The organism is Devosia sp. J20-27 (genome assembly GCF_055808595.1).
The window spans coordinates 3,521,991-3,548,198 of the sequence record NZ_CM147875.1; the positions used below are offsets into that span (position 1 = coordinate 3,521,991).

21 protein-coding genes are annotated in these 26,208 nt (G+C 64.3%); 5 read left to right on the forward strand and 16 right to left on the reverse strand.

All coding sequences use genetic code 11. The annotated features are described in order from the left end of the window. Positions 1-98: 98 nt before the first annotated feature. The 12 genes from AC0L4C_RS17470 to AC0L4C_RS17525 all read right to left on the reverse strand — a co-directional run bounded on the left by AC0L4C_RS17470 (position 99) and on the right by AC0L4C_RS17525 (position 12,562). Positions 99-932 (reverse strand): inositol monophosphatase family protein, encoded by an 834-nt coding sequence (locus tag AC0L4C_RS17470; protein ID WP_473400988.1) that lies wholly within the window; start codon positions 930-932, stop codon positions 99-101. Continuing rightward, positions 929-1,771 carry a glycerophosphodiester phosphodiesterase gene (locus AC0L4C_RS17475; protein WP_473400989.1) on the reverse strand — a complete coding sequence of 281 codons (843 nt, stop codon included), beginning with the start codon at positions 1,769-1,771 and terminating at the stop codon, positions 929-931. Before AC0L4C_RS17475 ends, AC0L4C_RS17470 begins: the two co-directional genes overlap by 4 nt. Beyond that, a complete protein-coding gene (locus AC0L4C_RS17480; RefSeq protein ID WP_473400990.1) occupies positions 1,771-2,805 on the reverse strand; it encodes an ABC transporter ATP-binding protein in 1,035 nt (344 codons plus the stop codon). Before AC0L4C_RS17480 ends, AC0L4C_RS17475 begins: the two co-directional genes overlap by 1 nt. A gap of 3 nt (positions 2,806-2,808) precedes the next feature. Next, positions 2,809-3,630, reverse strand: a complete 822-nt coding sequence (locus AC0L4C_RS17485) for an ABC transporter permease (RefSeq protein ID WP_473400991.1) — start codon at positions 3,628-3,630, stop codon at positions 2,809-2,811. Between the two features lies 1 nt (position 3,631). Continuing rightward, positions 3,632-4,453, reverse strand: coding sequence for an ABC transporter permease (locus AC0L4C_RS17490; RefSeq protein WP_473400992.1), 822 nt, complete (start codon positions 4,451-4,453; stop codon positions 3,632-3,634). A gap of 50 nt (positions 4,454-4,503) precedes the next feature. After that, positions 4,504-5,655 (reverse strand): extracellular solute-binding protein, encoded by a 1,152-nt coding sequence (locus AC0L4C_RS17495; RefSeq protein WP_473400993.1) that lies wholly within the window; start codon positions 5,653-5,655, stop codon positions 4,504-4,506. Positions 5,656-5,883: 228 nt separating this feature from the next. Then, a complete protein-coding gene (locus AC0L4C_RS17500; protein WP_473400994.1) occupies positions 5,884-6,954 on the reverse strand; it encodes a Gfo/Idh/MocA family protein in 1,071 nt (356 codons plus the stop codon). Beyond that, on the reverse strand, positions 6,954-7,805 hold the full coding sequence (locus tag AC0L4C_RS17505; RefSeq protein ID WP_473400995.1) for a sugar phosphate isomerase/epimerase family protein: 852 nt from the start codon (positions 7,803-7,805) through the stop codon (positions 6,954-6,956). Before AC0L4C_RS17505 ends, AC0L4C_RS17500 begins: the two co-directional genes overlap by 1 nt. Before the next feature lie 2 nt (positions 7,806-7,807). Further along, a complete protein-coding gene (locus AC0L4C_RS17510; RefSeq protein ID WP_473400996.1) occupies positions 7,808-9,217 on the reverse strand; it encodes a CehA/McbA family metallohydrolase in 1,410 nt (469 codons plus the stop codon). Between the two features lie 154 nt (positions 9,218-9,371). Next, positions 9,372-10,217: a carbohydrate ABC transporter permease gene (locus AC0L4C_RS17515; protein WP_473400997.1), complete on the reverse strand. Its 846-nt coding sequence runs from the start codon at positions 10,215-10,217 to the stop codon at positions 9,372-9,374. A 2-nt stretch (positions 10,218-10,219) separates the two neighbouring features. Next, positions 10,220-11,089 carry an ABC transporter permease subunit gene (locus AC0L4C_RS17520; RefSeq protein ID WP_473400998.1) on the reverse strand — a complete coding sequence of 290 codons (870 nt, stop codon included), beginning with the start codon at positions 11,087-11,089 and terminating at the stop codon, positions 10,220-10,222. 141 nt (positions 11,090-11,230) lie between these two features. Continuing rightward, a complete protein-coding gene (locus AC0L4C_RS17525) occupies positions 11,231-12,562 on the reverse strand; it encodes an ABC transporter substrate-binding protein (protein WP_473400999.1) in 1,332 nt (443 codons plus the stop codon). Between the two features lie 281 nt (positions 12,563-12,843). On the opposite strand from AC0L4C_RS17525, the gene AC0L4C_RS17530 reads away from it, so the two are divergent. Beyond that, positions 12,844-13,890, forward strand: coding sequence for a LacI family DNA-binding transcriptional regulator (locus AC0L4C_RS17530; RefSeq protein WP_473401000.1), 1,047 nt, complete (start codon positions 12,844-12,846; stop codon positions 13,888-13,890). An 11-nt stretch (positions 13,891-13,901) separates the two neighbouring features. Continuing rightward, positions 13,902-15,746, forward strand: a complete 1,845-nt coding sequence (locus AC0L4C_RS17535) for a DUF5054 domain-containing protein (RefSeq protein WP_473401001.1) — start codon at positions 13,902-13,904, stop codon at positions 15,744-15,746. A 241-nt stretch (positions 15,747-15,987) separates the two neighbouring features. Here the strand turns inward: AC0L4C_RS17535 and mce are convergent, their stop codons facing one another. The 3 genes from mce to AC0L4C_RS17550 form a co-directional block, all read right to left on the reverse strand. Next, positions 15,988-16,413, reverse strand: coding sequence for a methylmalonyl-CoA epimerase (gene mce, locus AC0L4C_RS17540; RefSeq protein WP_473401002.1), 426 nt, complete (start codon positions 16,411-16,413; stop codon positions 15,988-15,990). Positions 16,414-16,564: 151 nt separating this feature from the next. Further along, positions 16,565-18,685: a methylmalonyl-CoA mutase gene (gene scpA / locus AC0L4C_RS17545; RefSeq protein WP_473401003.1), complete on the reverse strand. Its 2,121-nt coding sequence runs from the start codon at positions 18,683-18,685 to the stop codon at positions 16,565-16,567. 222 nt (positions 18,686-18,907) lie between these two features. Beyond that, positions 18,908-20,908: an acetyl-CoA carboxylase biotin carboxylase subunit gene (locus AC0L4C_RS17550; protein WP_473401004.1), complete on the reverse strand. Its 2,001-nt coding sequence runs from the start codon at positions 20,906-20,908 to the stop codon at positions 18,908-18,910. Positions 20,909-21,106: 198 nt separating this feature from the next. Here AC0L4C_RS17550 and AC0L4C_RS17555 point away from each other — a divergent pair, with 198 nt between their 5' ends. Beyond that, the gene (locus AC0L4C_RS17555; protein ID WP_473401005.1) at positions 21,107-22,075 is read left to right on the forward strand and encodes a hypothetical protein; all 969 of its coding nucleotides are present in this window, start codon (positions 21,107-21,109) and stop codon (positions 22,073-22,075) included. A gap of 346 nt (positions 22,076-22,421) precedes the next feature. Here AC0L4C_RS17555 and AC0L4C_RS17560 read toward each other — a convergent pair whose 3' ends face one another. Beyond that, positions 22,422-23,954: an acyl-CoA carboxylase subunit beta gene (locus AC0L4C_RS17560; RefSeq protein ID WP_473401006.1), complete on the reverse strand. Its 1,533-nt coding sequence runs from the start codon at positions 23,952-23,954 to the stop codon at positions 22,422-22,424. A gap of 129 nt (positions 23,955-24,083) precedes the next feature. Between AC0L4C_RS17560 and AC0L4C_RS17565 the strand changes: the two genes are divergently transcribed. Both AC0L4C_RS17565 and AC0L4C_RS17570 read left to right on the forward strand, forming a co-directional pair. Then, positions 24,084-25,496: a helix-turn-helix domain-containing protein gene (locus tag AC0L4C_RS17565; protein ID WP_473401007.1), complete on the forward strand. Its 1,413-nt coding sequence runs from the start codon at positions 24,084-24,086 to the stop codon at positions 25,494-25,496. Between the two features lie 171 nt (positions 25,497-25,667). Next, positions 25,668-26,186 (forward strand): DUF2062 domain-containing protein, encoded by a 519-nt coding sequence (locus AC0L4C_RS17570; protein WP_473401008.1) that lies wholly within the window; start codon positions 25,668-25,670, stop codon positions 26,184-26,186. The last annotated feature ends 22 nt before the right edge of the window (positions 26,187-26,208 follow it).

Here is a 26,208-nt window from a genome sequence, read left to right on the forward strand (position 1 = left end):
AATTCCCAAATGCAGTGATGCGCACCGCTTAGAAGAGGGAGAAAAAGGTCAGGTGACGGTTGGGTGACGAGTTTGTGACAGCGCCCGGTTTTGCAGCGTCAGGCGTAAGTCGCGCCGCTGGCCGGATTCTTGGGCGGGACGTCCTTGAGCTTGTCGAGCAGGAAGGCGTGCGTTGCCGCATTGGCGACCAGCAGGCAACCGGTGCGCTCGTAGAATTCGGGGCCGCGGCCCCACCAGTCGGTGACGATGCCGCCGGCTTCCTGCACCATGAGGATGGCCGAGGCGGTGTCGGTGAAGCCGGTTTCCTCGTAGTAGCCGGTGAGGCGGCCCATGGCGACATAGGCGCAGGAGTTGGCGGCGCTGCCGACGATGCGGACGGCGCCGATGGGGGCGCGGATGGCGTCGAGCCGTTCATAGGATCCCGGATAGAGCGAGAGGTTCGGCGTGGGCAGGCCGGTGCCGACGCACATGGTGGCGATTTCGGTCTGCTGGCTGACGCGCAGCCGTTCGCCGTTCATGAAGGCGCCCTGCCCCTTGATGACGGTGAACATCTCGTCGGCGGGCGGATTATAGAGAATGCCGAGCACCGTCTCGTTGCCGCGCCGCAACGCGATGGAGATGGTGTAGTGCATGCCGTTGAGGAAATTGGTGGTCCCGTCGATCGGGTCGACCAGCCAGCGGAAGTCGCTGTCGGCATTGTCCACGGGAGCGAACTCCTCGCCGGTGAAGCTCCAGCCGGGATAGCGCTCGAAGAGGTGCTTGCGGATCAGCAGCTCGCTCTCCTTGTCGGCGTCGGAGACGAAATCGGCCGGGCCCTTGATGCCGATCTCGATGTCGCGGAACTTTTCGAAGTAGCGCAGGGTCAGCGCACCGGCATCGCGGGCGAGCTGTTCGATGTCGGCGAGGATAGCCTCGTAGTTCAGGTCGGTCACAAACGCGACTCCAGTGCTGCGGCGAGCCCCTCGGGATCGTCGGTGGTGACCTGATCGACCTTTAGGGCAAGCAGGCGTTCGACGGCAGCAGTCGAGGCCTCGTCAACCGTGTTGATCGTCCAGGCGTCGATGCGCTTGCCGGCGGCGTGGAAGGCCGCAACGATGTCAAAGCCATCGTCGGCAAACCAGAGAATGATTTCCCAGTAGAGGTAGATGAACTCCGAGTCAGGCGAGGCCGCGAGAGCGTCCTCGACGAACGCGGCATGCGTGCCATCGAGGCGGGCGATGTTCACTCGTTCCTCGTCGCTGGGATCGTAGCCGCCACGCATGGCGGGCACGGCGCGGCGCAGCAGATCGACGGCTTCGGCGTCTCCTGAGGAGACGATGACATTGGCGGCGACCGGGGTCACGGCGCGGGCGAAGTTCGCGATCGTTTGCGCGTCGAGGGCGGCGGCATCTTCCTTGTAGTCGAGCTGCAGCAGCGCATCGGGATGCACTGTGCCGCTGGCCATGAGGGCGCAGAGGTCCTCGAGCAGCATGACCTTGTCGGGGATCGGAGCACCGTCGTTGCCACGCAAATGGAGCTGCCGGATGTCGGCATCGCGCGCTGCGACGACGGCGCCGGTGCCGGTGGTCTCGCGATCGAGCGTCATATTGTGCAGCACGGCAAAGCCGCGGTCGGCGGTGACAACGAGATCGACTTCGGTCGAGGCGCCCATGGCCATGGCTTCGAGAATGCGCTGGCCGGTGAAGACCGGGTCGGCGGCGCGACGGCGGCCACGGTGCCACTTGAACCAGGTGGTGTGGCCGTCGCGAGTGATGGAGACGGGGTTTTGCATCAGGTGCGGAAGATCACGGAGTTGTCGCGATAGGCGGATATGGCGCGAGGCTTGAGGTCGACCGACTGGTCGGCAGCGAAGGCCTTGGCGTCGCTGGTCATCGACTTGATACGGGTGCCGTCGGGCAGGTCGATATCGACGAGGCCGTGGGTGCCGTAGTCGGTGACGCGATGGACGACGCCCTGCTTGCCAGGAACAAGGTCGAGGGCTTCGGGGCGCATGGCGAGCGTGGCCGGTCCGTCGGGCACGGCCAGTGGTACCGAAAAGCTCGAATGGCTGAAGATGCCGTTGGCGACGGTGCCGTCGAGGAGGTTCATGGTGCCGATGAAGCCGGCGACGAAGGGCGTTGCCGGCTCGCGATAGACGATGTCGGGGCGCGCGACCTGCTCAACACGGCCGTCGCGCATGACGACGATGCGGTCGGCGAGGGCCAGGGCCTCGTCCTGACCGTGCGTGACGAAGAGCGTGGTGATCTTGAGGCGCTGCTGGATGTCGCGGACTTCCTCGCGCAGGCGTTCGCGCAGATGCTGGTCGAGGCTGGCGAAGGGCTCGTCGAGCAGCAGGATCTTGGGCTCGAGCACGAGCGAGCGGGCAAGCGCGACGCGCTGCTGCTGGCCGCCGGAGAGCTGGCCGGTCATGCGGGTGCCGTAGCCCTTGAGGCCAACCAGTTCGAGCACGTTCTCCACACGATCCTTGATCTCGGCGGCGGGCAGCTTGCGGATCTTGAGGCCGAAGGCGAGGTTCTTGAAGACGTTCATGTGGGTCCAGAGCGCGTGGCTCTGGAACACCATGCCGGTTGGCCGCTTCTCGGGCGGCAGGCGCGAGATGTCTTCGCCGTCGATCAGCATCTGGCCCGAGGACGGCCGCTCGAAGCCGCCGATCATGCGCAGCAGCGTCGACTTGCCGGAGCCGGACGGGCCGAGCAGGCAGACGAGCTCGCCGTTGGCGACGGTGAGCGAGAAGGTGTCGACGGCCACCACGCGGGTATTGCCGCCAAAGACCTTGGAGACATCCTTGATTTCGAGTTCGGCCATGCGTCAGGCACCAAAGCCGCGTGCGAAGGAACCGGAGCTGATCACGCGGCGGGCGAACAGCAGGGCAATAAAGCTCGGGACCCAGAGGATCACCGACAGCACGGCGCCATACTGGATCACCGGCTGGTTGTTGATGAACGAGATCATCAGCACCGGCAGCGTGCGGATCTGCGGCGCGCCGATGAGCCAGGCGCCTTCGGTTTCATAGAAGGTACCGACAAACGAGAGCAGGATGGCGGCCGCGATGGTCGGTCCGGCCTGCGGCAGGGTGATGGACCAGAAGACGCGGAGCGGGCTGGCGCCGACGTCGCGTGCCGCTTCCTCCATGCGGCGGTCGACCGACTGGAAGGCGGCGACGGGGATCCAGATCATGAAGAGCAGCGTGCCCACGAGCTGGATGAGCACGACACCCCAGAAGGTGCCGATCAGGTTGAGCTGCAGGAAGATGCCGGCGATGGCGACGAGCAGGCCGAACTTGGGAAAGGCGTGGCCGAAGAGGAACGAGAAGAAGAGGACGTTGCGGCCGGGGAAATCGAGCCGGGCGAAAGCGTAGGCCGCCGGCAGGCAGATGAGCGCCGACAGGAAGGTGACGATGCTGGCCAGCGACAGGCTCATGGTGATCGAGGTCCAGACGTCGGCGCGCGCCAGGGCCGAGGCCCAGTACCGCAGGCCGAACTCCTGCGGGATCACCGAGGGATAGCGCCAGACATTGGTGAAGGCCCAGGTGCCGACGACGAGCAGCGGGAAAACGATGGCGACAGAGAGAATGGCGGCGAAGGCGATACCGGCCCAATCCGTGCGGCGGTCATTGAGTGCTCTGGCCATGTCAGGGCGTCCGGTTCTTGGCAACGGAGCGCACGTAGAAGAGGCCAAAGACCAGACAGAAGGCGAAGGTGATGACGGCCTGGGTGATGGCGTTGGTCGGATCGTTGAGGTCGCGGAAGGTGCGTTGCATGAAGGGGCCCATCATTTCCGGCGCGGCGGGGCCGAGCACGTAGGGCAGCGTGAAAGCGGAGAAGAGGCCGAGCACGGTGAAGCTGATGGCCACGAGGATGGAGTTTGAGATGCGCGGCAGGATGATCGACCAGAAGACGCGCAGGCGTCCTGCACCGACATCGCGCGCTGCCTCGATGGAATGGTTAGTCACGGCGCCCATGCCCGAGAGCAGGATCAGCACGGTGAGCGGAATGTTGTCCCAGACCAGGCCGATCACCGGTCCCCAGGGCGTCAGGTAGGGCGAGCGGATCTTGGGCAGGTTGACGGCATTTAGCAGCAGGTCGACGGTGCCGTTCGGACCGAGCACGCGGATGAAGGCGTAGCTCAGGATGATCGAAGGCACGAACATCGGGAAGATGGCAAGGCCCTGCACATAGGCAGCCCAGCGGCTGTTGGCAAAGCGCAGGTAGAGCGCAATGGGTACGCAGATGACCAGCAGGAGAACCGCGCAGACCGCCGTGGTCCAGAGGGTCACCATCAGGTTGTTGATGCTGTACTGGTCGGAAAAGAAGAAGTCGTAGGTCTCGAACGACAGCCGCGAGACGCCGGTTTCGTCAGGCAGCCAGATGGTCCGGACAATGGCCGAAATGATCGGCCAGATCACCATCCAGCAGACCAGCAGCACCGGAACGGCAACCAGCAGGAGGCCCATGAGCCCCCTGCTTTTCTTGCCGCCGACGACATCGTTCGCCGGCACGGATGTCACGCGTTGCGGTCCACGTTGGGCGCCACGTTGCGATACCAGCCGTCATTGATGGCCTTTTCCCAGGCGCCGCCCGGGAAGGTCGGGATCGAGGTCGGAACGACGTCCTTGTACTTCTCGAAGAGTTCCTTGGAGATGTACTCCCAGGACACGCCCGGGAAGCCGCCGAGTTCGGTCAGCACGGCCGACTGGATTTCCTCGGTGAGGAGGAAGTCGGCGAGCTTGAGAGCGGCGTCCTTGTTAGCGCCGTTGGCCAGCACCACGGAACGGGAGAAGCCGCCCGGCAGAGCCAGATCCTGCAGCTGCACGAGGCCGGTGGTCTCAGGCAGCACGCCGGTCGAGATCGCCTGCAGGGCCTGATCGGACCAGGCGGGGATCATGGTGACGGCCGACTGGGCCAGCAACTGCACGGACGGCGTGTTGCCGCCGGTATAGGCGCCGCCGTCAAAGAGCGACGGAGCGAGATCCTGAAGCATGGCCCAGGCCGGCTCGAGAGCCGCAGCAGCGGCCTCGTCGGTGTAGTTGTCGACGGTGAACTTGCTCGGGTCCTTGCCGTTCACTTCCAGGATGGCGCGACGCACGAAGTTGCCACCCGAACCGCCCTTGTCGGGACGGTTGTAGATGAACTGGCCGGGGTTCGCCTTGATCCAGGCAACGAGGTCGGCCCAGGTCTTGGGGGCATCGGCCGGCGACAGTTTGGCCGTGTCGTAGGCCAGCAGCACCTGGCTGCCGCGATAGGGCAATGAATACTCGGTATCGATGGCCAGCGGATTGACCTTGGAATAGTTGGAAAGACCCGCTTCCTTCATGTTGACGTAGAGGCCGGCCTCGATGGCGCCGGCGGGCAGACGCGGATCGGCAGACTCGAAATAGTCGGCCTGCGGATCGGTGTTGGTCTGCATGGCGGCGACGGCGCGTTCGGCAATCGCGGTCTGGCCAGACGCGTCACCGGCGTCGACGAGGTTGATGGTCACGCCAGGATTGGCGGCCTCGAACTTCGGCTTCACGATGTTGGTCCAGAAGTCGAGGATGTTGGTGTCGGACGAGGTGTACCAGTCGATCCGGCCTTCCTCGGCAAACGACATACCGGGCAGCAGCACCATACCGGCGGCAGCGCCACCGACGGACAGCATAAATGCACGACGTTTCATTGTTGTCTCCCATGTTCGCCTGCGGGTCATCCGCGGCGGGTCAATCTGACGCCGACCTGGCACCAGACTATTCCGCGTGCAGCCGGGCGCAAGTGAAAAATGGAACGAAAATTCCATTGTGACACCTGTTCGACTGAACGTTCTGCCAAGTCTGCGCGGCTTTAACCGCAGTTTGGTGACAGGTAGATGACAGCCCGGAGACATTCACAGTGACGGCGGCACAAGACGCTATTGCGACAGGAAATGCCGGCCGACTTCGGCAAACAGTTCAAGGTCGGCGAGCGAGTCCGAGAGCAGCGTCTTGGGCCTTTCGCCGGTGGTGACGGAATGATGGAAGGCGCCGAGCTCGACACGGAACGCATCCTCGTACCAGGGGCCGATGATCTCGGTGCCGGTGGAATGATCGCCGGAGGTGGTGATCTCGAGGCGAGTCGGCAGATTGCGGATATAGGGGGTGTCGTAGTTCATCCTGAAGTGCTGGTTGAGGGTGAGCACCTCGATACCGGCGTCGAACCGGGCGACGTCGTGAATGACGGCCTCATAGAGTGCAGTGAAGCTGCCATAGTCGAACATGACGAAGACGTTCTCGCCGCGATGCTGGCGGGCGGCAGCCACCTTGAGCGGCGCACCGAAGAGTTCACGCATGGCCGAGAAGCTGTGCGAGGAGAGGCCGGTGAGCACTTGGTAGGCGCGCAGCTGATCGGAGCGGGCCTCGCTGCCCATGACCGACTTGAGCAGGCGCTGGGTCTCCGCCCTGCCCTCGGCGATGATATCGGCGGGGACATCGTCGGGACGGAAGATATTGCGCGTCTGGTCGACGAAGAACTGGCTCTCGCGGATGAGATCGCGAATGCGCACGTGGCGAATGTCGTCGCGTGGCGGCAGACGCTTCTTGAGTTCGAGAAAGGCCGGTGAAAAGCGCCGCATGTAGCCGACGAAGACGATCCTGTCGTTGGACTTGTTGAGGTCGAGCAGTGGCACGAGCTCAGCTGCAGTCAGGGCCGCCGGCTTTTCGATGAACACGTGCTTTCTGGCGCGGATGGCTTTTTCAAGCAGCGGCGCGTGCAGGTGATCGGGCGTCAGGATGAAGACCGCATCGAGCTCCGGATCGGCGATGAGTGCGTCAGCAGAGATGTGCACGGTGGCGACGCCATAGCGCTGCGCGACGTGGGCAACGAGGCCCGGCGAAACGTCGGTGATGGCGGCAATCTCGAAGCGCGGATCATCGGCCAGCAGCGGCAGGTGCATGAGCTGGGCGACTTCGCCGAGGCCGATGAGGCCAACCTTGATCTTTTGCATCAGGAGAGTGCCTGCACGTAGTTGAAATTGCGGGTGGCGAGCTGCAGCGGCGTTTCGGCGGCGTTTTCGGCGATGTCCTGCTCGACGACGACGGGACCGGTGAAGTTGCGTTCTTCGAGAAAACGCATGATGGCCTGGATATCGACGGCACCATCGGGCAAGGGCGCCATGACGCCCTGGCCGTAGGAGGCTTCGACCGACAGCTGTTTGTCGAGGACGCGCTGGCGCACGCCGGCGTCGACGTTCTTGAGATGCATGTAGGCGATGCGGTCCCAGACCTTTTTCATGTAGCTCAGCGGGTCCTGGTTCCAGAAGGCGTGATGGCCGGTGTCGAAGCAGAGATCGATCTCGGTCTCGGCGAGCAGCCGGTCGATCTGCGCTTCAAGCTCGACCGCGGTGCCGACATGCGGGTGGAAGCTGGCCTTGAGACCGAATTCGCCCTCGATCACCGCCTGCGCTTCGCGCACGGTGGCGACGAGCCCCTGCCAGCCAGCTTCGTCCAGCACGCCTTCCTGTCCGGGCGGATACCAGTTGGATTCATCCATGATGACGATATGGCCGGCGCCAAGCTCCTGCATCAGCGGCGCCAGTTCGCGCAGCGTCTGCATCAGCACAGGGGCCGAGCCGCGATCGCCAAAGGTGTGGACGTGGGTGGCGCCGATCAGCGTCAGGTCGCGCCGGGCCAGTTCATCGCGCAGCACGGCCTTGTCCTTGGGCAGGAAGCCGAAGGGCCCGAGTTCGGTGCCGCGATAGCCCGAGGCGGCCACCTCATCGAGATATTGCTGCCAGGTGAAGGCATTGCCGGTGGGATAGTTGATGCCCCAGGAACAGGGTGCGTTGCCGATCAGCATGATCATCCTTGGATGTAGACGGGATTTGAAATGGCGCGCCGGATGGGCTGGTCGGCGATGCGGGTGTCCTGCAGATAGGCGTCGATGCGGCGCGGATCGTGGGCGGCCAGCATCTCGTCGATCAGCCGCTCCCGACTGGCCCGGGCGACGATCTCGGCGCGAACGAATGTCTCGGCACCGTCCAGCATGGCGAGTTCGAGCAGGCAATCGTCGGAGTGGATGGGCTGCTCGGTGAGAGTGCCCCTGGCGTCGATCCAGACGAGCGTGTCGCCCTTGGCGCCGCGCACCTCAGCGAGACAGGTCTCGGGGTGGGTGACGGTGCCGCCCATGGGCACGTTATTGACCTTGATGGCGATGTGTGGACCGGTCGGGCTTTCGGTCATGTAGCCGCGGCCGACCTGCATGGCGGCGAGGATCGCCCTCTCGGAGAGTTCCTCGAGCCAGAAGACGGTTGTGGGGCGGCCCAGTACCAGCGGACCCTCGGGCTGCAGTTGCGCGGGCTGATGATAGTCGCTGCCGCCGATGGCGGGGAGCCGCATGCCGGAGGCGAGACGGGCCTGCCAGCGCTCGAGTGTCACCCAGTTCCAGTGCAGCCAGGGCTCGTGGAACACTTCCATGCAGTCGGCGTCAGGCCACTCGTGCTCCCACGGGATGGGTGGCTTGTCGTGGTTGATCGAGAGCAGTCCACCGCGGCGATGCACCTCGTCGGCGAGGATGTGGGCGTCCGACGGCCGCGTCATGCGGAAGTCGATCCAGTCGTCGACGCCGTAGATATTGGCGTGGCCGGTGGCGGTGGTCATCTCCATGCCGCGCATGAACACCAGGTCGGGCGTCGACTGTGGATGGAAGTAGCGGCGCTGGCTGATGGTGTTGTGGTCGGTGATGGCGAGGAAATCGAGCCCGGCCTGGCGCGCCGCAGCGTGCAGTGTCTCCGGCGAGCCGGCAGCATCGGAATGGTAGGTGTGGCAGTGCAGGTCGCCCTTGTACCACCCTGCCCCGACGCGCACCGGCTCGGTACGGACGGGCTGCGGCGTGGTGCCCCTCAGGGCGTCGTCCAGATCGATGCTGAGGGTGACCTCGGCGCCGCCGGGCGGCAGCTTGTAGAGCCCGAGAATGATGTTCCAGGCGCCGGCCGGCATAGGGCCGTGGATGTAGCCCGGGGTAGCGTCGTCGGTGGCGACGAAGAAGCGATCGCGAAAGCCGCCTGACCAGCCGCGGAAGCCGGCCTGCGACGGGAAATCGCCCATGCCGGGATCGAACATGCCGAGGTCGATGATGCAATCTGCGGCCTTGGGATAGGCGAGGACGACATCGATGCGGGTGGTGCCGACGGGGACCTCGACCGGCACGTAGAAATAGGGGCTCTCCGCCTGGTCCGCGGGGGTCACCTGCAAAGTGATGGTCTGGCTCAAGTGGCGTCCCCCCTCCCAACCTCCCCCACAAGGGGGGAGGTGCAGGTCGAGTTTGAGACACGATTGTGCCAATGCCACCGGCAGACACCCTCCCCCTCTGTGGGAGAGGTTGGGAAGCGGGCGGGGAGCCACGCCACTCCTGACAATATCGCGATCATTCCTTGACGCCTCCAACGGTCAAACCGCGCAGCAAGAAGCGCTGCATGATCGGATAGAAGACCAGAAGCGGGATCAGCGCCACCACAATGCCCGCCATCATGACGTTGGGAGCGATGTAGTCATTGGTGGATGTCGAGCCCTCGCTCAGGATCACGGACTTGAGGGCGATCTGCAGCGTCGCGAGGTTGGTGTCGTTGATGTAGAGCAGCGGCTCGATGAACATGTTGTAGCGATAGACGATCTGGAAAGCGGCCACGGTGACGATGCCGGGCAGCGCCAGCGGCACATAGACATAGCGAAGGATCTCGAAGGTGGTGGCGCCATCGAGCTGGGCCGACTCGACCAGCGGCTTCGGCACCTGCTCGAAATAGCCCTTCATGAGCAGGATGGAGAAGGCGCTGACCGTGCCCGAGAGAAAGAGCGAGAAGATGGTGTTAAGCAGGTGCAACTGCTTGAAGACCACAAAGAGCGGCACAAGGATGACGTGCGAGGGAATGGTCAGGGTGACCACGATGATGCTGGCGATCAGCCGCCGTCCGGGCAGGTTTTCCTGCGCCAGCACATAGCCGCCGAAACCGGCGAGGAGCACGTGCAGCGTGGTGCCGACGGCGGTCACCAGCATGGTGTTGTAGAACGGCAGCAGGAAATTCAGCCGGTTGAAGAGGGTCTGGTAGCCCTCCAGCGAGAACGGTTCCGGCCAGAGCTGGATGCCCGGCTGCAGGCTGGCATATTTGGTGGTGAAGGAGGTGGCGACGACGCTCCAGAGCGGCACCAGCATGGTACCGGCCAGCAGGACCAGCACGATCCAGGAGGCAATGCGGATGGCGGGGCTGCGCAGCATGCTCACATCCTCGTAGCGTTGGGCAGGGCGATGCGGGTGATCGCGGCAACGATCAGGCAGAGCGCCAGCAGCACGACGCCAGCGGCGCTGGCCATGCCCAGATCGAACTGCAGCAGGCCGCGCTGATAGGAATAGATGGCCAGTGTGGTGATCTGGTCGGCCGTCCTCCCGTTCAGCATCAGGAAAGCGGAGTCGAAAGTGTGCAGCGACCCCTGCAGGATGATGATGAAGACGACCGCGATCATCGGGCGGAGATGCGGGATGACGATGTACCAGATCTTTTGCGGCCCATTGGCGCCATCGATGGCGGCGGCGTCCACCGTGTCCGGGTTCAGCGACAGCAGCGCCGAATAATAGATGAGGGCGTGAAAACCCATGTCGCGCCAGACGGTCTGGCCGACGAGCAGCGGCCGGGCCCAGTCGGGATGGGCAAAAAAGAGGATCGGCTGATCAATGATGCCCAGGCCGATCAGCACCGAATTGACCAGACCGATGGGCGAGAGGGTGTTCCCCCAGATGCCGATGATGATCACCCAGGACAGCAGGTAGGGCGTGTAGATCACCGTCTGGAAGGTACGCCGCATCCACATGGGGGTGATTTCGGCCAGCGCGATGGCGGGGATCAGCGGCATGAATGTGCCGAAGAGGGTAATGCCGGTGGCCAGCACAACTGTGTTGATGGTGGCGCGCCAGACATCGGGGCTGGAGAAGATCTTGCGGTAGTTCTCCAGGCCGATGAAGCCGACCGGACCCAGGAGGCCAGCCTTCTGGGTAGAGATATAGATGCCCTGCGCCATAGGGTAGAACAGGAAAACCGCGAAGTAGAGCAGCACCGGCGAGATCAGCAGGTAGAGCGCCCAGTGCCGACGCAAGTTGCGCCGGGTTTCGGCCCAGCGGCTGCGACGCAAGAGGGGTGGGGCCGCCGGCCCTGATGCAGGAGTATCGATCGCCATCATCAGCCTCGGAAAAGGAGGCCCGCGGGACGATGCCCCGCGGACCCAGGGAGGATCAGATCAATCGATGAGACCGGCAGCGCGGAGCTCTTCGTCCATCTTGGCGACGGCTTCGGCGCCGGTGATTTCACCGAGCATGGCCGGGTAGGCGTATTTCTGCACGATGGTCTGCGCGTCGGACCAGCCGGCAGGCATGTATTCGATGCTGGCATTGGCGAGGACGATATCCTGGGCTTCCTTGACGCCGGGCAGCATGCCGAACGGGTTCTGCCAGGTGGTGGAGGCGACGCGCGGAGCGCCGTGATCCATGCCATGCGCCTTGCCCTGGTCGGTGAGCGCGTAGCTGCCATCGGCATTGACGGTGTAGTCGACATCCTTGATGCCCAGCGTGCCCATCAGGTAGCCCGGCTCGGAGTGCCAGAACTCGAGGAACTTGATGGCGTTGTCGACGTGCTGGGCGTTGGCCGGCACGAACCACAGCGAGGCCGCGCCGCGCCGCAGGATGACCTTGCCGTCCGGACCGGGAACGCCGTTGACGCCCTTGGCCTCGAACGTCGACTCGGGATGGTCGGTGGCCATGATATTGTTGAACAGACCCACCCAGGCGTCCCAGTAGGTGACGGTGGCGACGCGGTCGGTCATGAACAGGCTGCGGAAATCGCCCGAGCCGTTGGTGGGGAAGGACGGATCAACCAGCCCTTCCTTGGACATGCTGGCGAACCAGTCATAGATTTCGGCAGCAGCCGGCGTGGCGTAGGGAACGGTCCGCTTGCCGTCGGCCATGACGTAGCCGTACTTGACGCCAGCAGCGGACATGAAGCCCTGGATGTCATAGAGGCCGGCGGTGGAGATGCCGTAGGCACCCTTCACTTCCTTGGCCTTGCGCCAATAGGCTTCCCAATCGGCCAGCGTGACCGGGTCGGCCATGCCGAATTCCTCCAGCCAGTCCTGGCGGACCGTTGGCAGCGTGCCGCCCTCGAACTTGTTGGGAACGGCCCACTTGTGACCATCCATGTCGAACAGCGCCCACTCGGCAGCCGGAATGACGGCCGTGTCAGAGAGGACCGGTGACGCCGCAACGCGATCGGTCAGGTCGGTGATGGCGCCCTGCTCGACAAACGTGGCGAGCATGCCGGAGTCGCCATAGACGAGATCGTACTGTTCGCCGCTGGCGAGCGAAGTGAACAGCACATTGTTGTAGTCGGACTCGGGCTTGACCATCTCGATATCCATGCCGAGGTGTGCTTCGAGTTCCTTGACGAACAGTTCGTGCTCGGCCGCGTCCTTGCCGCCGGCAACAGCCGAGAGGATACGCAGATCGGCTGAAAACGCCGTCGAGGACGACAGTGCGATGGTGATGGCCGCAAGGCCCGTGGCGATACCCAGTTTCATTGTAAGGCGCCTTCCCTTCTAGAGCTCGGATGCGGGCCGTGCCGGCCTCTGCATATTCCGAGCCATACCTCCCTGACGTGACAGAAGCATGAACACGCTTTCATTTCATGCTCGCACGATCGACACCAACGCCTCCTCGGCCGTTGCGTCGACGTGACGACAATAGTCACAAAACCGCAATAGAAGTAGCGAAAAATGCAAACTGTGGATATTCTGCCGGATATCGAGTGTCCGCCTTGCATCAGCATATCCTTGCACACGCTTGCAAAAATGAGAAGATTTTGACTGAACCGATGAAAGCTCCGGCGCGCCGCGCAACAGCCGAAATGGTGGCCAGCGCCGCCGAAGTCTCGCGGGTGATGGTGAGCCGGGCGTTCAACCCGCACGCCTCGATCAAGCCGGAAAAACGCGACCGGATACTGAAGGTGGCGCAGGAGCTGAACTATACACCTGACATGGCAGCCCGCTCGATGGTCACCGGCCGTTCGCACCTGGTGGCACTTATCGTGCCGGACGTGTCGGCCCCCTGGGAGGCGCAGGAGATCGACGCCATGACCAGCCTGCTGCAGCAGCATGGGTTCGCCACGCTGCTGTTCCGGACGCGCGGCGACCTGCAACTCGACGAAGCCATGCTCACCTACATGAAGGGGTTCAACCCGGACTCGGTGATCGCCTATGCCGAGAACGTGCGGCCGCAGGTGCTGTCACAGGTCCTGGAACGGGCGGTGCCGATCTATGTCGGCTATCCGTTCGATGGCGCGCCTGACGAGAGCGGGGGCAGCGATGCGCCGCTCTCGGACCGGCTCGACGTGCTGCAGCGCGACGGGGTCGAGCAGGCACTGGCGCTGATGCAGGGCTATGGCGCACGGCGGATCGCCTTTCTTGGCGGCGTGGCCGGCTCGCTGGCGGCGCGGGCCCGTCAGGCCATGGTGTGCGCGATTGCCGCCGAGCGTGGGCTCGAGCCTCCCGTGATTGTTGCCGGCGACTATTCCTACGACACCGCCTATCGGGCGACCATCGACCTGTTCCGGATTGGCGACGGCGCGGACGCGGTCTTTGCGGTCAACGACGTCAGCGCCTTTGGCGCCATGGATGCGCTGCGCCATGACCTGGGGATGAGCGTGCCGGGCGACGTGATGGTCTGCGGCTTCGACGATGTGAACCAGGCGCACTGGAGGAGTTACAACCTGACGACGGTGCGGTTTGACCTGCAGGACCGGACGCGGGCGCTGATGCGACTGATCCTGCGCCGCCTGAAGTCGCCACATTCGCCGTCGATGACCGAAACCATTTCGACCAGCCTCGTCGTGCGCGGCACGGTGGGGTGAAGGACGCCACCATGCCGCAGCGCCACATCCATCTCGTCTTTAAGACACATCTCGACATCGGCTTTACCGACCATGCCGCCAAGGTGCGGGCGCAGTATCACGAGCGCTTCATTCCGCAGGCCATCGAGACCGGGGAGCACTTCTTTGCCGAGGACTCCAATCGGCCGCGTTTCATCTGGACGACCGGCGCCTGGCTGATCTGGGATCACCTCAGTTCGCAACCGGCTGATCGCGTCGCAAAGCTGGAGCGGGCGATCGAGCGCGGACTGATCCGCTGGCACGCCCTGCCCTTCACCACGCATTCCGAGCTGATGAGCCCGGACCTGTTCCGCGCCGGTCTCAGCTATTCGGCCGAACTGGACAGGCGCTTCGGCAAGGCAACGACCGCTGCCAAGATGACGGACGTGCCCGGACACACACTGGGGATCGTGCCGCTGCTGGCCGAGGCCGGCGTGAAATTTCTGCATCTGGGCGTGAACACCGCGTCGCCGCCACCGGATGTGCCCGACATCTTCCGCTGGCAGGCGCCGGACGGCAGCCAAGTGGTGGTGATGTACCAGAAGAGCTATGGCGCGACGCACTTTCCAGACGGGTTCGAGGCGGGGCTGTCGTTCGCCCATACCAATGACAATATGGGCCCGCAGAGCGTGCCGCAGACGGCCGAGGTCTATCGCGACATGGCCCGCCACTATCCAGGCGCCGAGGTGGCGGCCTCGACGCTCGATGCCTATGGCGACCTGCTCTGGGCGCGGCGGGACGAATTCCCCGTTGTCGATATCGAACTGGGCGACAGCTGGATCCACGGCGCGGCAACCGATCCGCACAAGATGCAGCGCTTCCTGGCATTGCAGCGCCTCTACGACGCGTTCGCGGCCGAAGGGCTGACGCCGGAGCGGCGCGCTTTCGGGCGTGGCCTGAGCATGGTGGCCGAGCACACCTGGGGCGTCGATATCAAATCCTACCTGCGGGACACCACGGCATGGGACCGCGCGGACTTCGAAAAGCTGCGCGCCAGCGATTATCGCTTTGCCTATGCCGAGCAGTCGTGGGCCGAGCAGCGCGGTTATCTCGACAGCGCTCTTGCCGAACTCACTGCAGAGGACCGGCAGCGGGCCGAGACCGTCGAGGCTCCTGTCGAGGCTGCGGGCTGGCGCGTCGAGCGCGGCGCCTATGGCGACGTAACCTCGATCACCGCGCCGGGTGGCGCGACAATCGTCGGCCTGGATGGCAGCCTGCTGGGCTATCGCTACGAGAGTTACGACCAGAGCGACGTCGATGCGCATATGGACAGCTATCTGACGCACCGGGAGGAATGGGCGATCCTCGATCATGCCAAGCCCGGGCTGGAGAACGCGACGACGGCGACATCGGCGCGCCACGCCCCTGCCCTTGATGGCGCTATGGACGCCAGGGCGCATGCCACGCTCGGGGCGCCGGCGCGGGTCGACTATGCGTTTCGGGCGCTGGACGCGGAGCGGTTGGAGATTTCGGTGCGGCTGACCGGCAAGCCCGCCAACCGCATGCCGGAGGCGAGTTTTGTGACGTTCACGCCCGCAGATGCGGGGACGTGGATGTTCGAGAAGATGGGGCTATGGCAGCCGGCGGATCGCGTTGCGGCATCCGGCGGCGGACAGTTGCAGGCGGTGTCCCGGGTGCGCGGCGACGGCTTCGAGATCACACCGCTCGATACGCCACTGGTGGCCCCGGCGGGGTCGCCGTTCTTTCCGTTCGAGAAACTGCCACCGGACTTCTCGGCCGGCATCCGCTTCAACCTCCACAACAACAAGTGGGGGACGAATTTCCCGATGTGGTGGGAGGGTGATTTTACTGCGCGGTTCGTGGTGAAGTTGGGGTAGGCGCGCCCGCCTCGTGGTTCGACAGAGCTCACAGGCTCAGCCCCGTCTTCCGAACTAGACCTCATCCTGAGCTTGTCGAAGGACGAGGTCGTGGCTCCTCGTTGTCCCCGAACGCCGTCATCCTCGGGCTTGCCCCGAGGATCCATGCAAACTCAGGCGCAAGGTAAGGAACAGGTCCTCGGGTCAAGCCCGAGTATGACGGTGCGGGGGGTAGAAGAGGGCTAAGCCATGGGACGCCGACTTATGCGGGCTGCAGGTCGGGTTTGACTTCCTCGAGCTCGATCAGCGTGCCGTCGAAATCCTTGGGATGGAGGAACAGTACCGGCAGGCCGTGGGCGCCGGTTTTGGGGCGGCCGTCGCCGAGGATGCGGGCGCCGCCGGCAGTGAGCGTTTCCGCGGCGCTGGCGATGTCGGGCACCTCATAGCAGATGTGGTGCATGCCGCCGGATGGATGCTCGGCGAGGAATTTTGCCACCGGCGAGTTTTCGCCGAGCGGCGTCATCAGCTCGATCTTGGTGTTTGCCAGCTGGACGAAAACGACCGTGACGCCATGCTCGGGGAGGTCGCGGGGGTGATGCACCTCGGCGCCCAGCAGGTCACGATACTTTGCCGCTGCGGCCTTGAGGTCGGGGACGACGATGGCGAGGTGGTTGAGACGGCCGATCATGGGGCAAGCTCCGCGGCCCTGGGAAGACCCCCTCCCCAACCCTCCCCACGGAGGGGGCGGGTGTCTGCCGGTGAATGCGGCGCCATGGTGCCCCACACGCTGGAAACACCTCCCCCCTTGTGGGGGAGGATGGGAGGGGGGAGTTGCAACATCATCTGTTCCCTATCCTGCCCTCGATCTGGCCGAGCACCGAGAAAGCGGCTTCCAGCACATTGGTGCCGGGACCGAAGATTTCGGCCACACCGGCCTCGCGCAGGAAAGCATAATCCTGCTCGGGAATGACACCGCCGACGATGATCGTGGTGTCGCCGAGGCCCTTGGCGCGCAGTTCGGCGATGAGTTCGGGGACCAGCGTCTTGTGGCCGGCGGCGAGCGAGGAGACGCCGACCGCGTCGACGCCGAGCACCTCGACATGGTGCGCGACTTCGGCGGCGGTCTCGAACAGATCGCCCATGTGGACATCAAAGCCGAGATCGGCGAAAGCCGAAGCGATGACCTTGGCGCCGCGATCGTGGCCATCCTGACCCATCTTGGCGATGAAGAGCGAGGGCGGGCGCCCCTGCCCTGCCTTGAACGCCTCGATACGGTCAGTCAGAGCCGTGAATTGCGGGTCACCGGCATAACCTTCGGCATAGACGCCGGAGATGACCCGGGTGATGGCCTGGTGACGGCCATAAACATCTTCCAGCGCCTGGCTGATTTCGCCAAGGGTGGCGCGGGCGCGGGCTGCCTCGATGGCGGCAGCGAGGAGATTGCCTTCATCCTTGGCGGCGTATTCGCGCAGCGCCGCGAGCATGGACCGGCACAACTCCTCGTTGCGGGTGCGGCGCACGTCGCCGAGGCGCTCGACCTGCTCGGCGCGGACCTTGGCGTTGTCGATGTCGCGCACCTCGACGGGAGCCTCGTTGTCGAGCCTATAGCGATTGACGCCGACGACGACGTCCTCGCCGCGATCGACGCGGGCCTGGCGGATGGCGGCGGCCTTCTCGATCTCGAGCTTGGGCACGCCTGACTGTACGGCGCGGGTCATGCCGCCCATGGCCTCGACTTCGGCGATCAGTTCGGAGGCCTTTGCCACCAGATCGGCGGTGAGAGACTCGATGTAGTAGGAGCCGCCGAGCGGATCGACGACATCGGTGACGCGGCTCTCGTGCTGCAGGATGAGTTGCGTGTTGCGGGCGATGTGCGAGGAAAATTCCGTCGGCAGCGCAATGGCTTCGTCGAAAGAGTTGGTATGGAGACTCTGCGTGCCGCCGAGCACGGCGGCGAGCGCCTCGATGGTGGTGCGGACGATGTTGTTGTGCGGATCCTGCTCGGTGAGCGAGACGCCCGAGGTCTGGCAATGGGTGCGCAGCATTTTTGACCGCGGGTCTTTAGCGCCCAGATCGGTCATCAGCCTGGACCACAGGGTACGTGCGGCGCGCAGCTTGGCGACTTCCAGAAAGAAGTTCATGCCGATGCCGAAAAAGAAGCTGAGGCGGCCGGCGAAGGCGTCGATATCGAGGCCGCGGGCCTGGGCGGCGCGGACATAGTCGATGCCGTCGGCAAGGGTGTAGGCCAGTTCCTGCACCGCCGTCGCACCGGCCTCGTGCATGTGGTAGCCGGAAATGGAAATCGAGTTCCATTTCGGCATGTGCTCGGCGGTGTGGGCGATGATGTCGCCGACGATGCGCATGCTCGGCTCGGGCGGGTAGATATAGGTATTGCGGACCATGAACTCCTTGAGGATGTCGTTCTGGATGGTCCCCTCGAGTTTCGCCTGCGGCACGCCCTGCTCCTCGGCCGCGACGATGAACATGGCGAGCACCGGCAACACGGCGCCGTTCATGGTCATGGAGACCGACATCTGGTCGAGCGGAATGCCATCGAAGAGGATCTTCATGTCTTCGACAGTGTCGATGGCGACGCCGGCCTTGCCGACATCGCCGGTGACGCGCGGATGGTCGCTGTCATAGCCGCGATGGGTGGCGAGATCGAAGGCGACCGAGAGCCCCTTCTGGCCCTTCTCCAGCGCCTGCCGGTAAAAGGCGTTGAACTCACGCGCCGTGGAGAAGCCGGCATATTGCCGGATGGTCCACGGGCGGTTGGCATACATGGTGGCGCGCACGCCGCGGGTGTAGGGCTCGACGCCGGGGATGCCGGGATCGGACGGCGCCTCGAAATAGACCGGGGCGACGGGCAAGGTGCCGTAATCGCGATCGAGGGCGTTCAGGGGGGTATCGCGGAGTTCCTTCTTGGCGATGGTTTGCCAGTCTCTGGTCCTGTCAGACATCTGTGTCCCCCCATGCCTTCTCCCCTTGCGGGAGAAGGTGCCCGAAGGGCGGATGAGGGGTGTCTTGCAGGCACCGCAGACCCCTCATCCGGCGCTGCGCGCCACCTTCTCCCGCAAGGGGAGAAGTCAGGCCCGGGGATCGAGCATGCATCGCAGCAGGTCGCTCAGCCCTTCTTCCCTCACCCTTGAGGGGCGGGACGTCCGTCGTCAGAAACATCGAGCTCATATCGCCTCGAACTCCAGGATCACCTCGTCCACCGCCAGGACCGCGCCGGGTTTGACGCGGATGGATTTGACGCGGGCGCGTTTTTCGGACCTGAGGAGGTTTTCCATCTTCATGGCCTCGACGATGGCCAGCGGCTGGCCGTCCTCGACAATGTCGCCCTCGGCGACGTCGATGCGCACCACCTGCCCCGGCATCGGGCAGAGCAGGAAGCGGCTCATGTCGGGCGGGATCTTGACCGGCATCAGCGGCATCAGGTCGGCCGCGCCGGGCAGCAGGACGCGGGCGGTGATGTCGGCGCCGCGATAGCGCATGCGCCAGCCCGAGGTGAGCCGATCCATGCGCACATGGTGCAGTTCGCCATCGACGCGGGCGGAGGCCAGGCTGAAGCCGGGGCGCCAGCCGCTTTCGACGAGGAATTTCTTGCCGCCCGGCATGGTCAGCCAGTACTCGATGCCGTCGGCGCGGACAGCGAAGTCCCAGCGCTGATCGCCGATCAGCACGGCGCGCGAATTGCTGGCATTGTGCATGTTGAGGGTCGAGCCATCGGCAAAGCCGCGCGACTCCAGCGCATAGGCCGAGCAGCAGGCGAGCGCCGCGAGATGCGTCAGCAGGTCATCGGACAGCGTGGCGCCGGTGAACCCCTCCGCGAATTCCTCGGCAATGTAGCCGGTGGTGAGCCGCCCTTCCCTGAAGCGCTCCTGCGCCATGACGGTCGACAGAAACGGGATGTTGTGGCCGACACCCTCGACCTCGAACTGGTCCAGCGCCACAGCCATGGCGTCGATGGCATCGGAACGCGTCGGCGCCCAGGTGCAGAGTTTGGCGATCATCGGATCGTAGAAGGTGGAGATTTCGCCGCCTTCGTAGACGCCGGTATCATTGCGGACGACGAGGTCGGCCGTCTGCTTTTCGTCGGGCGGGTTGTAGCGCGTCAGGCGGCCGGTGGACGGCAGGAAGTTGCGGTACGGGTCTTCGGCGTAGAGCCGGCTCTCGATGGCCCAGCCGTCGATCGTCACGTCGTCCTGGGTGAGCGGCAGCTTTTCGCCCGAGGCGGCGCGCAGCATCAGTTCGACGAGATCGAGGCCGGTGATCAGTTCGGTCACCGGATGCTCGACCTGCAGGCGGGTGTTCATCTCGAGGAAATAGAAGTTGCGATCCTTGTCGACGATGAACTCGACCGTGCCGGCGGAGGTGTAGCCGACCGCCTTGGCCAGCGCGACCGACTGCTCGCCCATGGCCCTGCGCGTCGCGGCATCGAGAAACGGCGACGGCGCCTCCTCGATGACCTTCTGGTTGCGGCGCTGGATCGAGCACTCGCGCTCGTTGAGCCAGAGCACGTTGCCGTGCTGGTCGCCGATCAGCTGGATTTCGATATGGCGCGGTTCGGTGACGAATTTTTCGATGAAGATACGGTCGTCGCCGAAGGACGAGGCGGCCTCGGACTTCGAGCGCTCGAAGCCTTCCCTGGCCTCGGCGTCGTTCCAGGCAATGCGCATGCCCTTGCCGCCGCCGCCGGCGCTGGCCTTGATCATCACCGGATAGCCGACGGACTGCGAAATCGTCACCGCCTCGGCGGCATCGGCGATCAGCCCCATATGGCCGGGGACGGTGGAGACGCCGGCTTCGGCCGCCAGCTTCTTGGAGGTGATCTTGTCGCCCATCGCCTCGATAGCCTTGAACGGCGGGCCGACGAAGATGATGCCATGCTTTTCAAGCGCCGCCGGAAATGCGGCATTCTCGGAGAGGAAGCCGTAGCCCGGGTGCACCGCTTCGGCGCCGGTCTGCAGGCAGGCCGCAACGATCTTGTCGATCGACAGGTAACTGTCGCGCGCCGCCGAGCCACCGATATGCACGGCCTCGTCGGCCATTTTCACATGCAGTGCATTGGCGTCGGCGTCGGAATAGACGGCGATGGTCCGGATGCCCATGCGCCTCGCCGTCTTGATGACCCGACAGGCGATTTCACCACGATTGGCAATGAGGAGGGAGGAGAACATTCAGCTGTTCTTTCTTACGGTGGCGAGTGCATCACGTTGACCGTTGGCCCGGTAGGGCCATTGGTCGGTAGCGGCTGGCGCCTCAAGTCCCGATAGGCCCCGATAGATAGAAACCGACCGATCCTTGCAGGGTGACCTTAACCGCCGATGGACGTGCTGGGGCGACTTCACACCTGACTGCCAAAAGGGACCACCAGAATGACAAACCGCCTTCGCCGCACGCTCATCCTTTCGGCCAGCACATTGGCGCTGCTTACCGGACCGCTGATGCTTCCCGACCTGCCCATTCTTTCGGCAGCGGCCGCGATCGCCGGCAACGGAAACGGCAATGGAGGGGGCAGCGGCAATGGCGGAGGTGGCGGGAATAGCGGTGGTGGTGGAGATCACGGCAATAGCGGCGACCACGGGAATGGCAACGGCAACGGCGGCGGGGGCAGTGACAATGGAAACAGCCGATCTTCGCGCAACGGCACCGCGTCCGCCTCGGGCTCCGATGAGAGCGGAAAAAACCAGTCGCGGGGAATAAAGAGCGCCACAGAAGCGGTGGCCAGCCTCGAAGGCGAGACGCCGCGGGAACGCACGCGCAACCTCAAGGCCGAACTGGACGGGCTCAACTCGCTCAGGCGCAACATCAACGGCATGATGAACAGCTCCGACCCGCGCATGGACGGCATTCGCGAGTTCATCATCGCCAGCGTCGCGCTGGAAAAGGCGGAAGCCGAAGCCAAGGCGGCCGACAAGGCCTACCTCGATGCTGTAGTCGCCTATCGCAAAATGCTCGACGATCTCGGGCTGAAGGAGGTGAGGCTTCCCGACTTGCAAAGGCAGATCGCCGACTTCGAAATCCCTGCAGATGATCCTGAGACCGAGGTGAAGGAGGACGAGGTCGAAGAGGCCAAGCTTGACGCGCTCAAAGACGCGCTCGAAGCGATTGAGGCCAGCGGCCTCTGGACCGCGCTGTTCGAGGCCTATCAACTCAAGAATACAGAAGCGGGGGAACTGGCAGAAGCCCAGGCGGACGTCAGTCCCGAGGTCTTTGACGAGGCCCTGCTGATGGCGGCCAACAGAAACCGCCGGTCCGAGACCTACCTCACGGACGACATCCGCAAATGGGCCGGCAACATTGTCGACAACCTCGTCGACGACTACGCCGACCAGCGGAACTAGCGGTTCCCGAGTCCCCACGCTGCGGTCACGGAGGTAGGCTGCGGCGCGGGATGGACCAGCGACCAAGTCGTCTGCACCCTGCACGACTGGGACGCCCCAGCGCCTCGTCGCCTTGACGAGGCGACGGGCGACCTCGACGCGATTGGCGATGAGGGAGATCATCAATCGTGGCCCTCTTCGGGATTGGCGCGCTGGTCCCCCCCCTGCAACAAACGCCAGGGGCGAACTTCCGCAGCGGTGGGGTTGGCGCGTAGCTTCCTTGCCAGTCCGGAGCGCCTGGCTCCCCCCTCCCCATCCCTCCCAGCAAGGGGGAGGGTGTCTGCCGGTGGTCGTGGCATGATCCCCCTCATAGCGGAATATTGTCGTGCTTTTTCATCGGCATCGACTGCTTCTTGTTCTTGAGCGCCTCGAAGGCCCGGGCGACGCGGCGGCGGGTTTCGCGGGGGAGGATGACGTCGTCGATGAAGCCGCGTTCGGCGGCGACGAAGGGGTTGGCGAAGCGAGCCTCGTATTCGGCGGTGCGGGCGGCGATCTTGTCCTTGTCGCCCAGTTCGGAGCGGTAGAGGATTTCGGTGGCGCCCTTGGCGCCCATGACGGCGATCTCGGCGGTGGGCCAGGCATAATTGACGTCGGCGCGGATGTGCTTTGAGGCCATCACGTCATAGGCGCCGCCATAGGCCTTGCGGGTGATGACGGTGACCTTGGGGACGGTCGCCTCGGCATAGGCAAAGAGCAGCTTGGCGCCGTGCTTGATGATGCCGCCATATTCCTGCGCCACGCCGGGCAGGAAGCCGGGGACGTCGACCAGCGTCAGGATGGGGATGTTGAAGCAATCGCAGAAGCGGATGAAGCGCGCCGCCTTCTTGGACGAGTTGATGTCGAGACAGCCGGCAAGCACCAGCGGCTGGTTGGCGACGACGCCAACAGTCGAGCCGTTGAGGCGGATGAAGCCGGTGAGGATGTTGCCGGCATGGTCCTTCTGGATTTCGAGGAAATCGGCCTCATCGGCGATCTTGTGGATCACCTCGCGCATGTCATAGGGCTTGGCGGCGCTGTCGGGGATGATGGTATCGAGGCTGAGTTCGGCGCGGTCGATCTGGTCGTTGGTGGCGACCATCGGCGCCTTCTCGTTGGCGTTGAGCGGCAGGAAATCGACGAGGCGCCGGACCTCGAGCAGGGTCTCGATGTCGTTGTCGAAGGCCGCATCGGCAACCGAGGAGATCTTCGTGTGGGTCGAGGCGCCGCCGAGCTCTTCCTGGGTGACGATCTCGTTGGTGACGGTTTTCACCACATCGGGACCAGTCACGAACATGTAGCTGGTGTCTTTGACCATGTAGATGAAGTCGGTCATGGCCGGTGAATAGACCGCGCCACCGGCGCAGGGGCCCATGATCACCGAAATCTGCGGCACGGCGCCGGAGGCCAGCACGTTGCGCAGGAAGACGTCGGCATAGCCGCCAAGGGCTGCGACACCTTCCTGGATGCGGGCGCCGCCGGAATCGTTGAGACCGATGATGGGGGCGCCGTTCTGCACCGCCAGTTCCATGACCTTGCAGATCTTCTTGGCGTGGGTTTCGGACAGCGAGCCGCCAAAGACGGTAAAGTCCTGCGAGAACACATAGATCAGCCGGCCATTGATGGTGCCCCAGCCGGTGACCACGCCATCGCCGGGGATGATGGTCTTCTGCATGCCGAAATCCACCGCGCGGTGGGTGACGAACATGTCGTATTCTTCAAAGCTGCCGGGGTCGAGCAGCACATCGAGGCGTTCGCGGGCGATGAGCTTGCCCTTGGCATGCTGGGTATCGATGCGCTTTTGGCCACCGCCCAACCGGGCTTCCTCGCGCCGCCCGTCCAGCGCTTCGATGATGTTCTGCATGAAGTCTCCTGCCCCGTCGCCTCACCGTCGTGCTGGAGCCTAACCCGTTCTCTTCAAGGGTGCGAGACAGGAAAAGGCAAAGATGTTACAAAACACACTCGATGCAATGTGATGTTGTGAAGTTGTGAAATGGCGGCACGCAAGGTCTTTGCCGGAGCCAAGCTTCGAGCCGTCCGGGCGCAGCATCAGCTGACCCAGGCCGAGTTGGCTATCCGGCTCGATATCTCAACCAGTTACGTCAATCAGCTGGAAAGCAACCAGAGGCCGCTGACGGCCTCAGTGATGCTGGCGCTGGCCGATGGCTTCGGCCTCGACCTCTCGGAATTGATGACCGATTCCTCCGATCGCCTGCTGGCCGATCTGCGCGAGGCGCTGGCTGATCCGCTGTTTGGCGAGGCCGTGCCGAACCTGCAGGAGCTCAAGACCATGAGCGTGAATGCGCCCGACACGGCGCGCGCCCTGCTCCGGCTCTACGAAGCCTATCGCAAGACCACCGAGCGACTGGCGGGGGTGGACGCGGTGCTGACGCGCGATCCGTCGAGCGGCATCAAGACGGCCTATGAGGAAGTGCGCGACTTCTTCCATTATGCCGACAACTATGTTGATCCGCTCGACCGGGCCGCCGAGGACCTGGCGGCCGAGATCGGCGAATTCGGCCCGAACCGGCTGGCTCGCCTGATCGACTATTGCCGCGACACGCACGATCTCAAGGTCAGCCTGACGGTGCCGTCGCAGCCCGACCTGATCCGCAGTTTCGACCGGGCGACGCGCACGCTCACCATCAACCTGCGGCTGGAGCCGGCGACGCAGTTCTTCCAGATCGCCAATCATCTGGCGCAAATCGAGCAGACCACGCTGATCTCGAGGATCGTGGAACAGGCCAATTTCATTGCCGCCGAGGCGCGCGAGATCGCCCGGATGGGACTTGCCAACTACTTCGCCGGGGCGCTGCAGATGCCCTACGGACGGTTTCTGAAGGCGGCCGAGGCGGTGCGCTACGACATCGAGGAACTGGGACACGCCTTTGGCGCCAGCCTCGAGCAGGTGGCGCACCGGCTCTCGACCATGCAGCGACCGCGGGAGCGGGGCGTGCCGTTCTTTTTCGCGCGGGTCGACGCGGCCGGCACCATTACCAAGCGCCACTCGGCGACATCGCTGCAATTTGCCCGGTTCGGCGGGGCCTGTCCGCTGTGGAACGTGCACCGGGCATTCGAGGCGCGCGGCGAGATGATCCGGCAACTGGCCGAGACGCCCGATGGCAATCGCTATCTCTGCCTCGCCTGGGGGACGGAAAAGCGGATGGGCGGCTATCACGGGACGACGCGGCGCTATGCCTATGCATTGGGATGCGAAGTCAGCCACGCCGGCAAGCTGGTCTATGCCGACGGGCTCGATCTAGGGCGGGCGCCGTTCGATCCGATCGGCATTTCGTGCCGCATCTGCGAGCGGCGCAACTGCCCGCAGCGTGCCGTGCCGCCAATTGCGGCGGAGATCGCCGTGCGGCCGGAACGCCGGTCGATCGTGCCCTACGAGATTGTCTAGCGCCCACAAGGGCAGCCAAAGCGTCGCACCGGGCAGCGTCGGCCGCATTAGTGCTTTCGTCTGCTGCGAACTTCAGTAGGATTTGCTCAGACGACCAATGAGGAGACACAAGGCTTGGCCAAACGAAAGCGCCCCCTAGCGGAGAGAGTGCGCAATGCCGTGTGGCCCAGGATGGGTTTGCGCCGCTATGTGACCTATCTCAAGAACAAGGTGCTGCGCCTGTCGGCCGGGCCACACGCGATTGCCGCCGGCTTCGCCTCGGGTGCGGCGGTCTCGATCTTCCCGTTTATCGGGCTGCATTTCGTGCTGGGGTTCGTGCTCGCCTTCGTGGTGCGTGGCAACATGCTGGCGGCGGCGCTGGGGACGGCCGTGGGCAATCCGCTGACCTTTCCGATCATCTTTTCGGCCACCTATTCGCTGGGCAACGTGCTGTTCGGGTTTTTCGGATCGTCGCAGGCGCCGGCCGAACTGGCGGATGCGCAGGCCGCCGAAATCCTCGATTCCGGCTTCAGCCTGAATACGCTCGACACCCTGCTGCCGGCGATCAAGACCATGTCGGTCGGCGCGATCCCCCTGAGCCTGCTCACATTCGGCATCTTCTATGTGCTGGTTCGCGGCGTGGTGATGCGGTTCCGGATCGCGCGGCAGAACCGGCGGGCCCGGCGCGGCGAGACGGAACTGGCGGAATAGCGATGCCGGGGCACTCCGGATC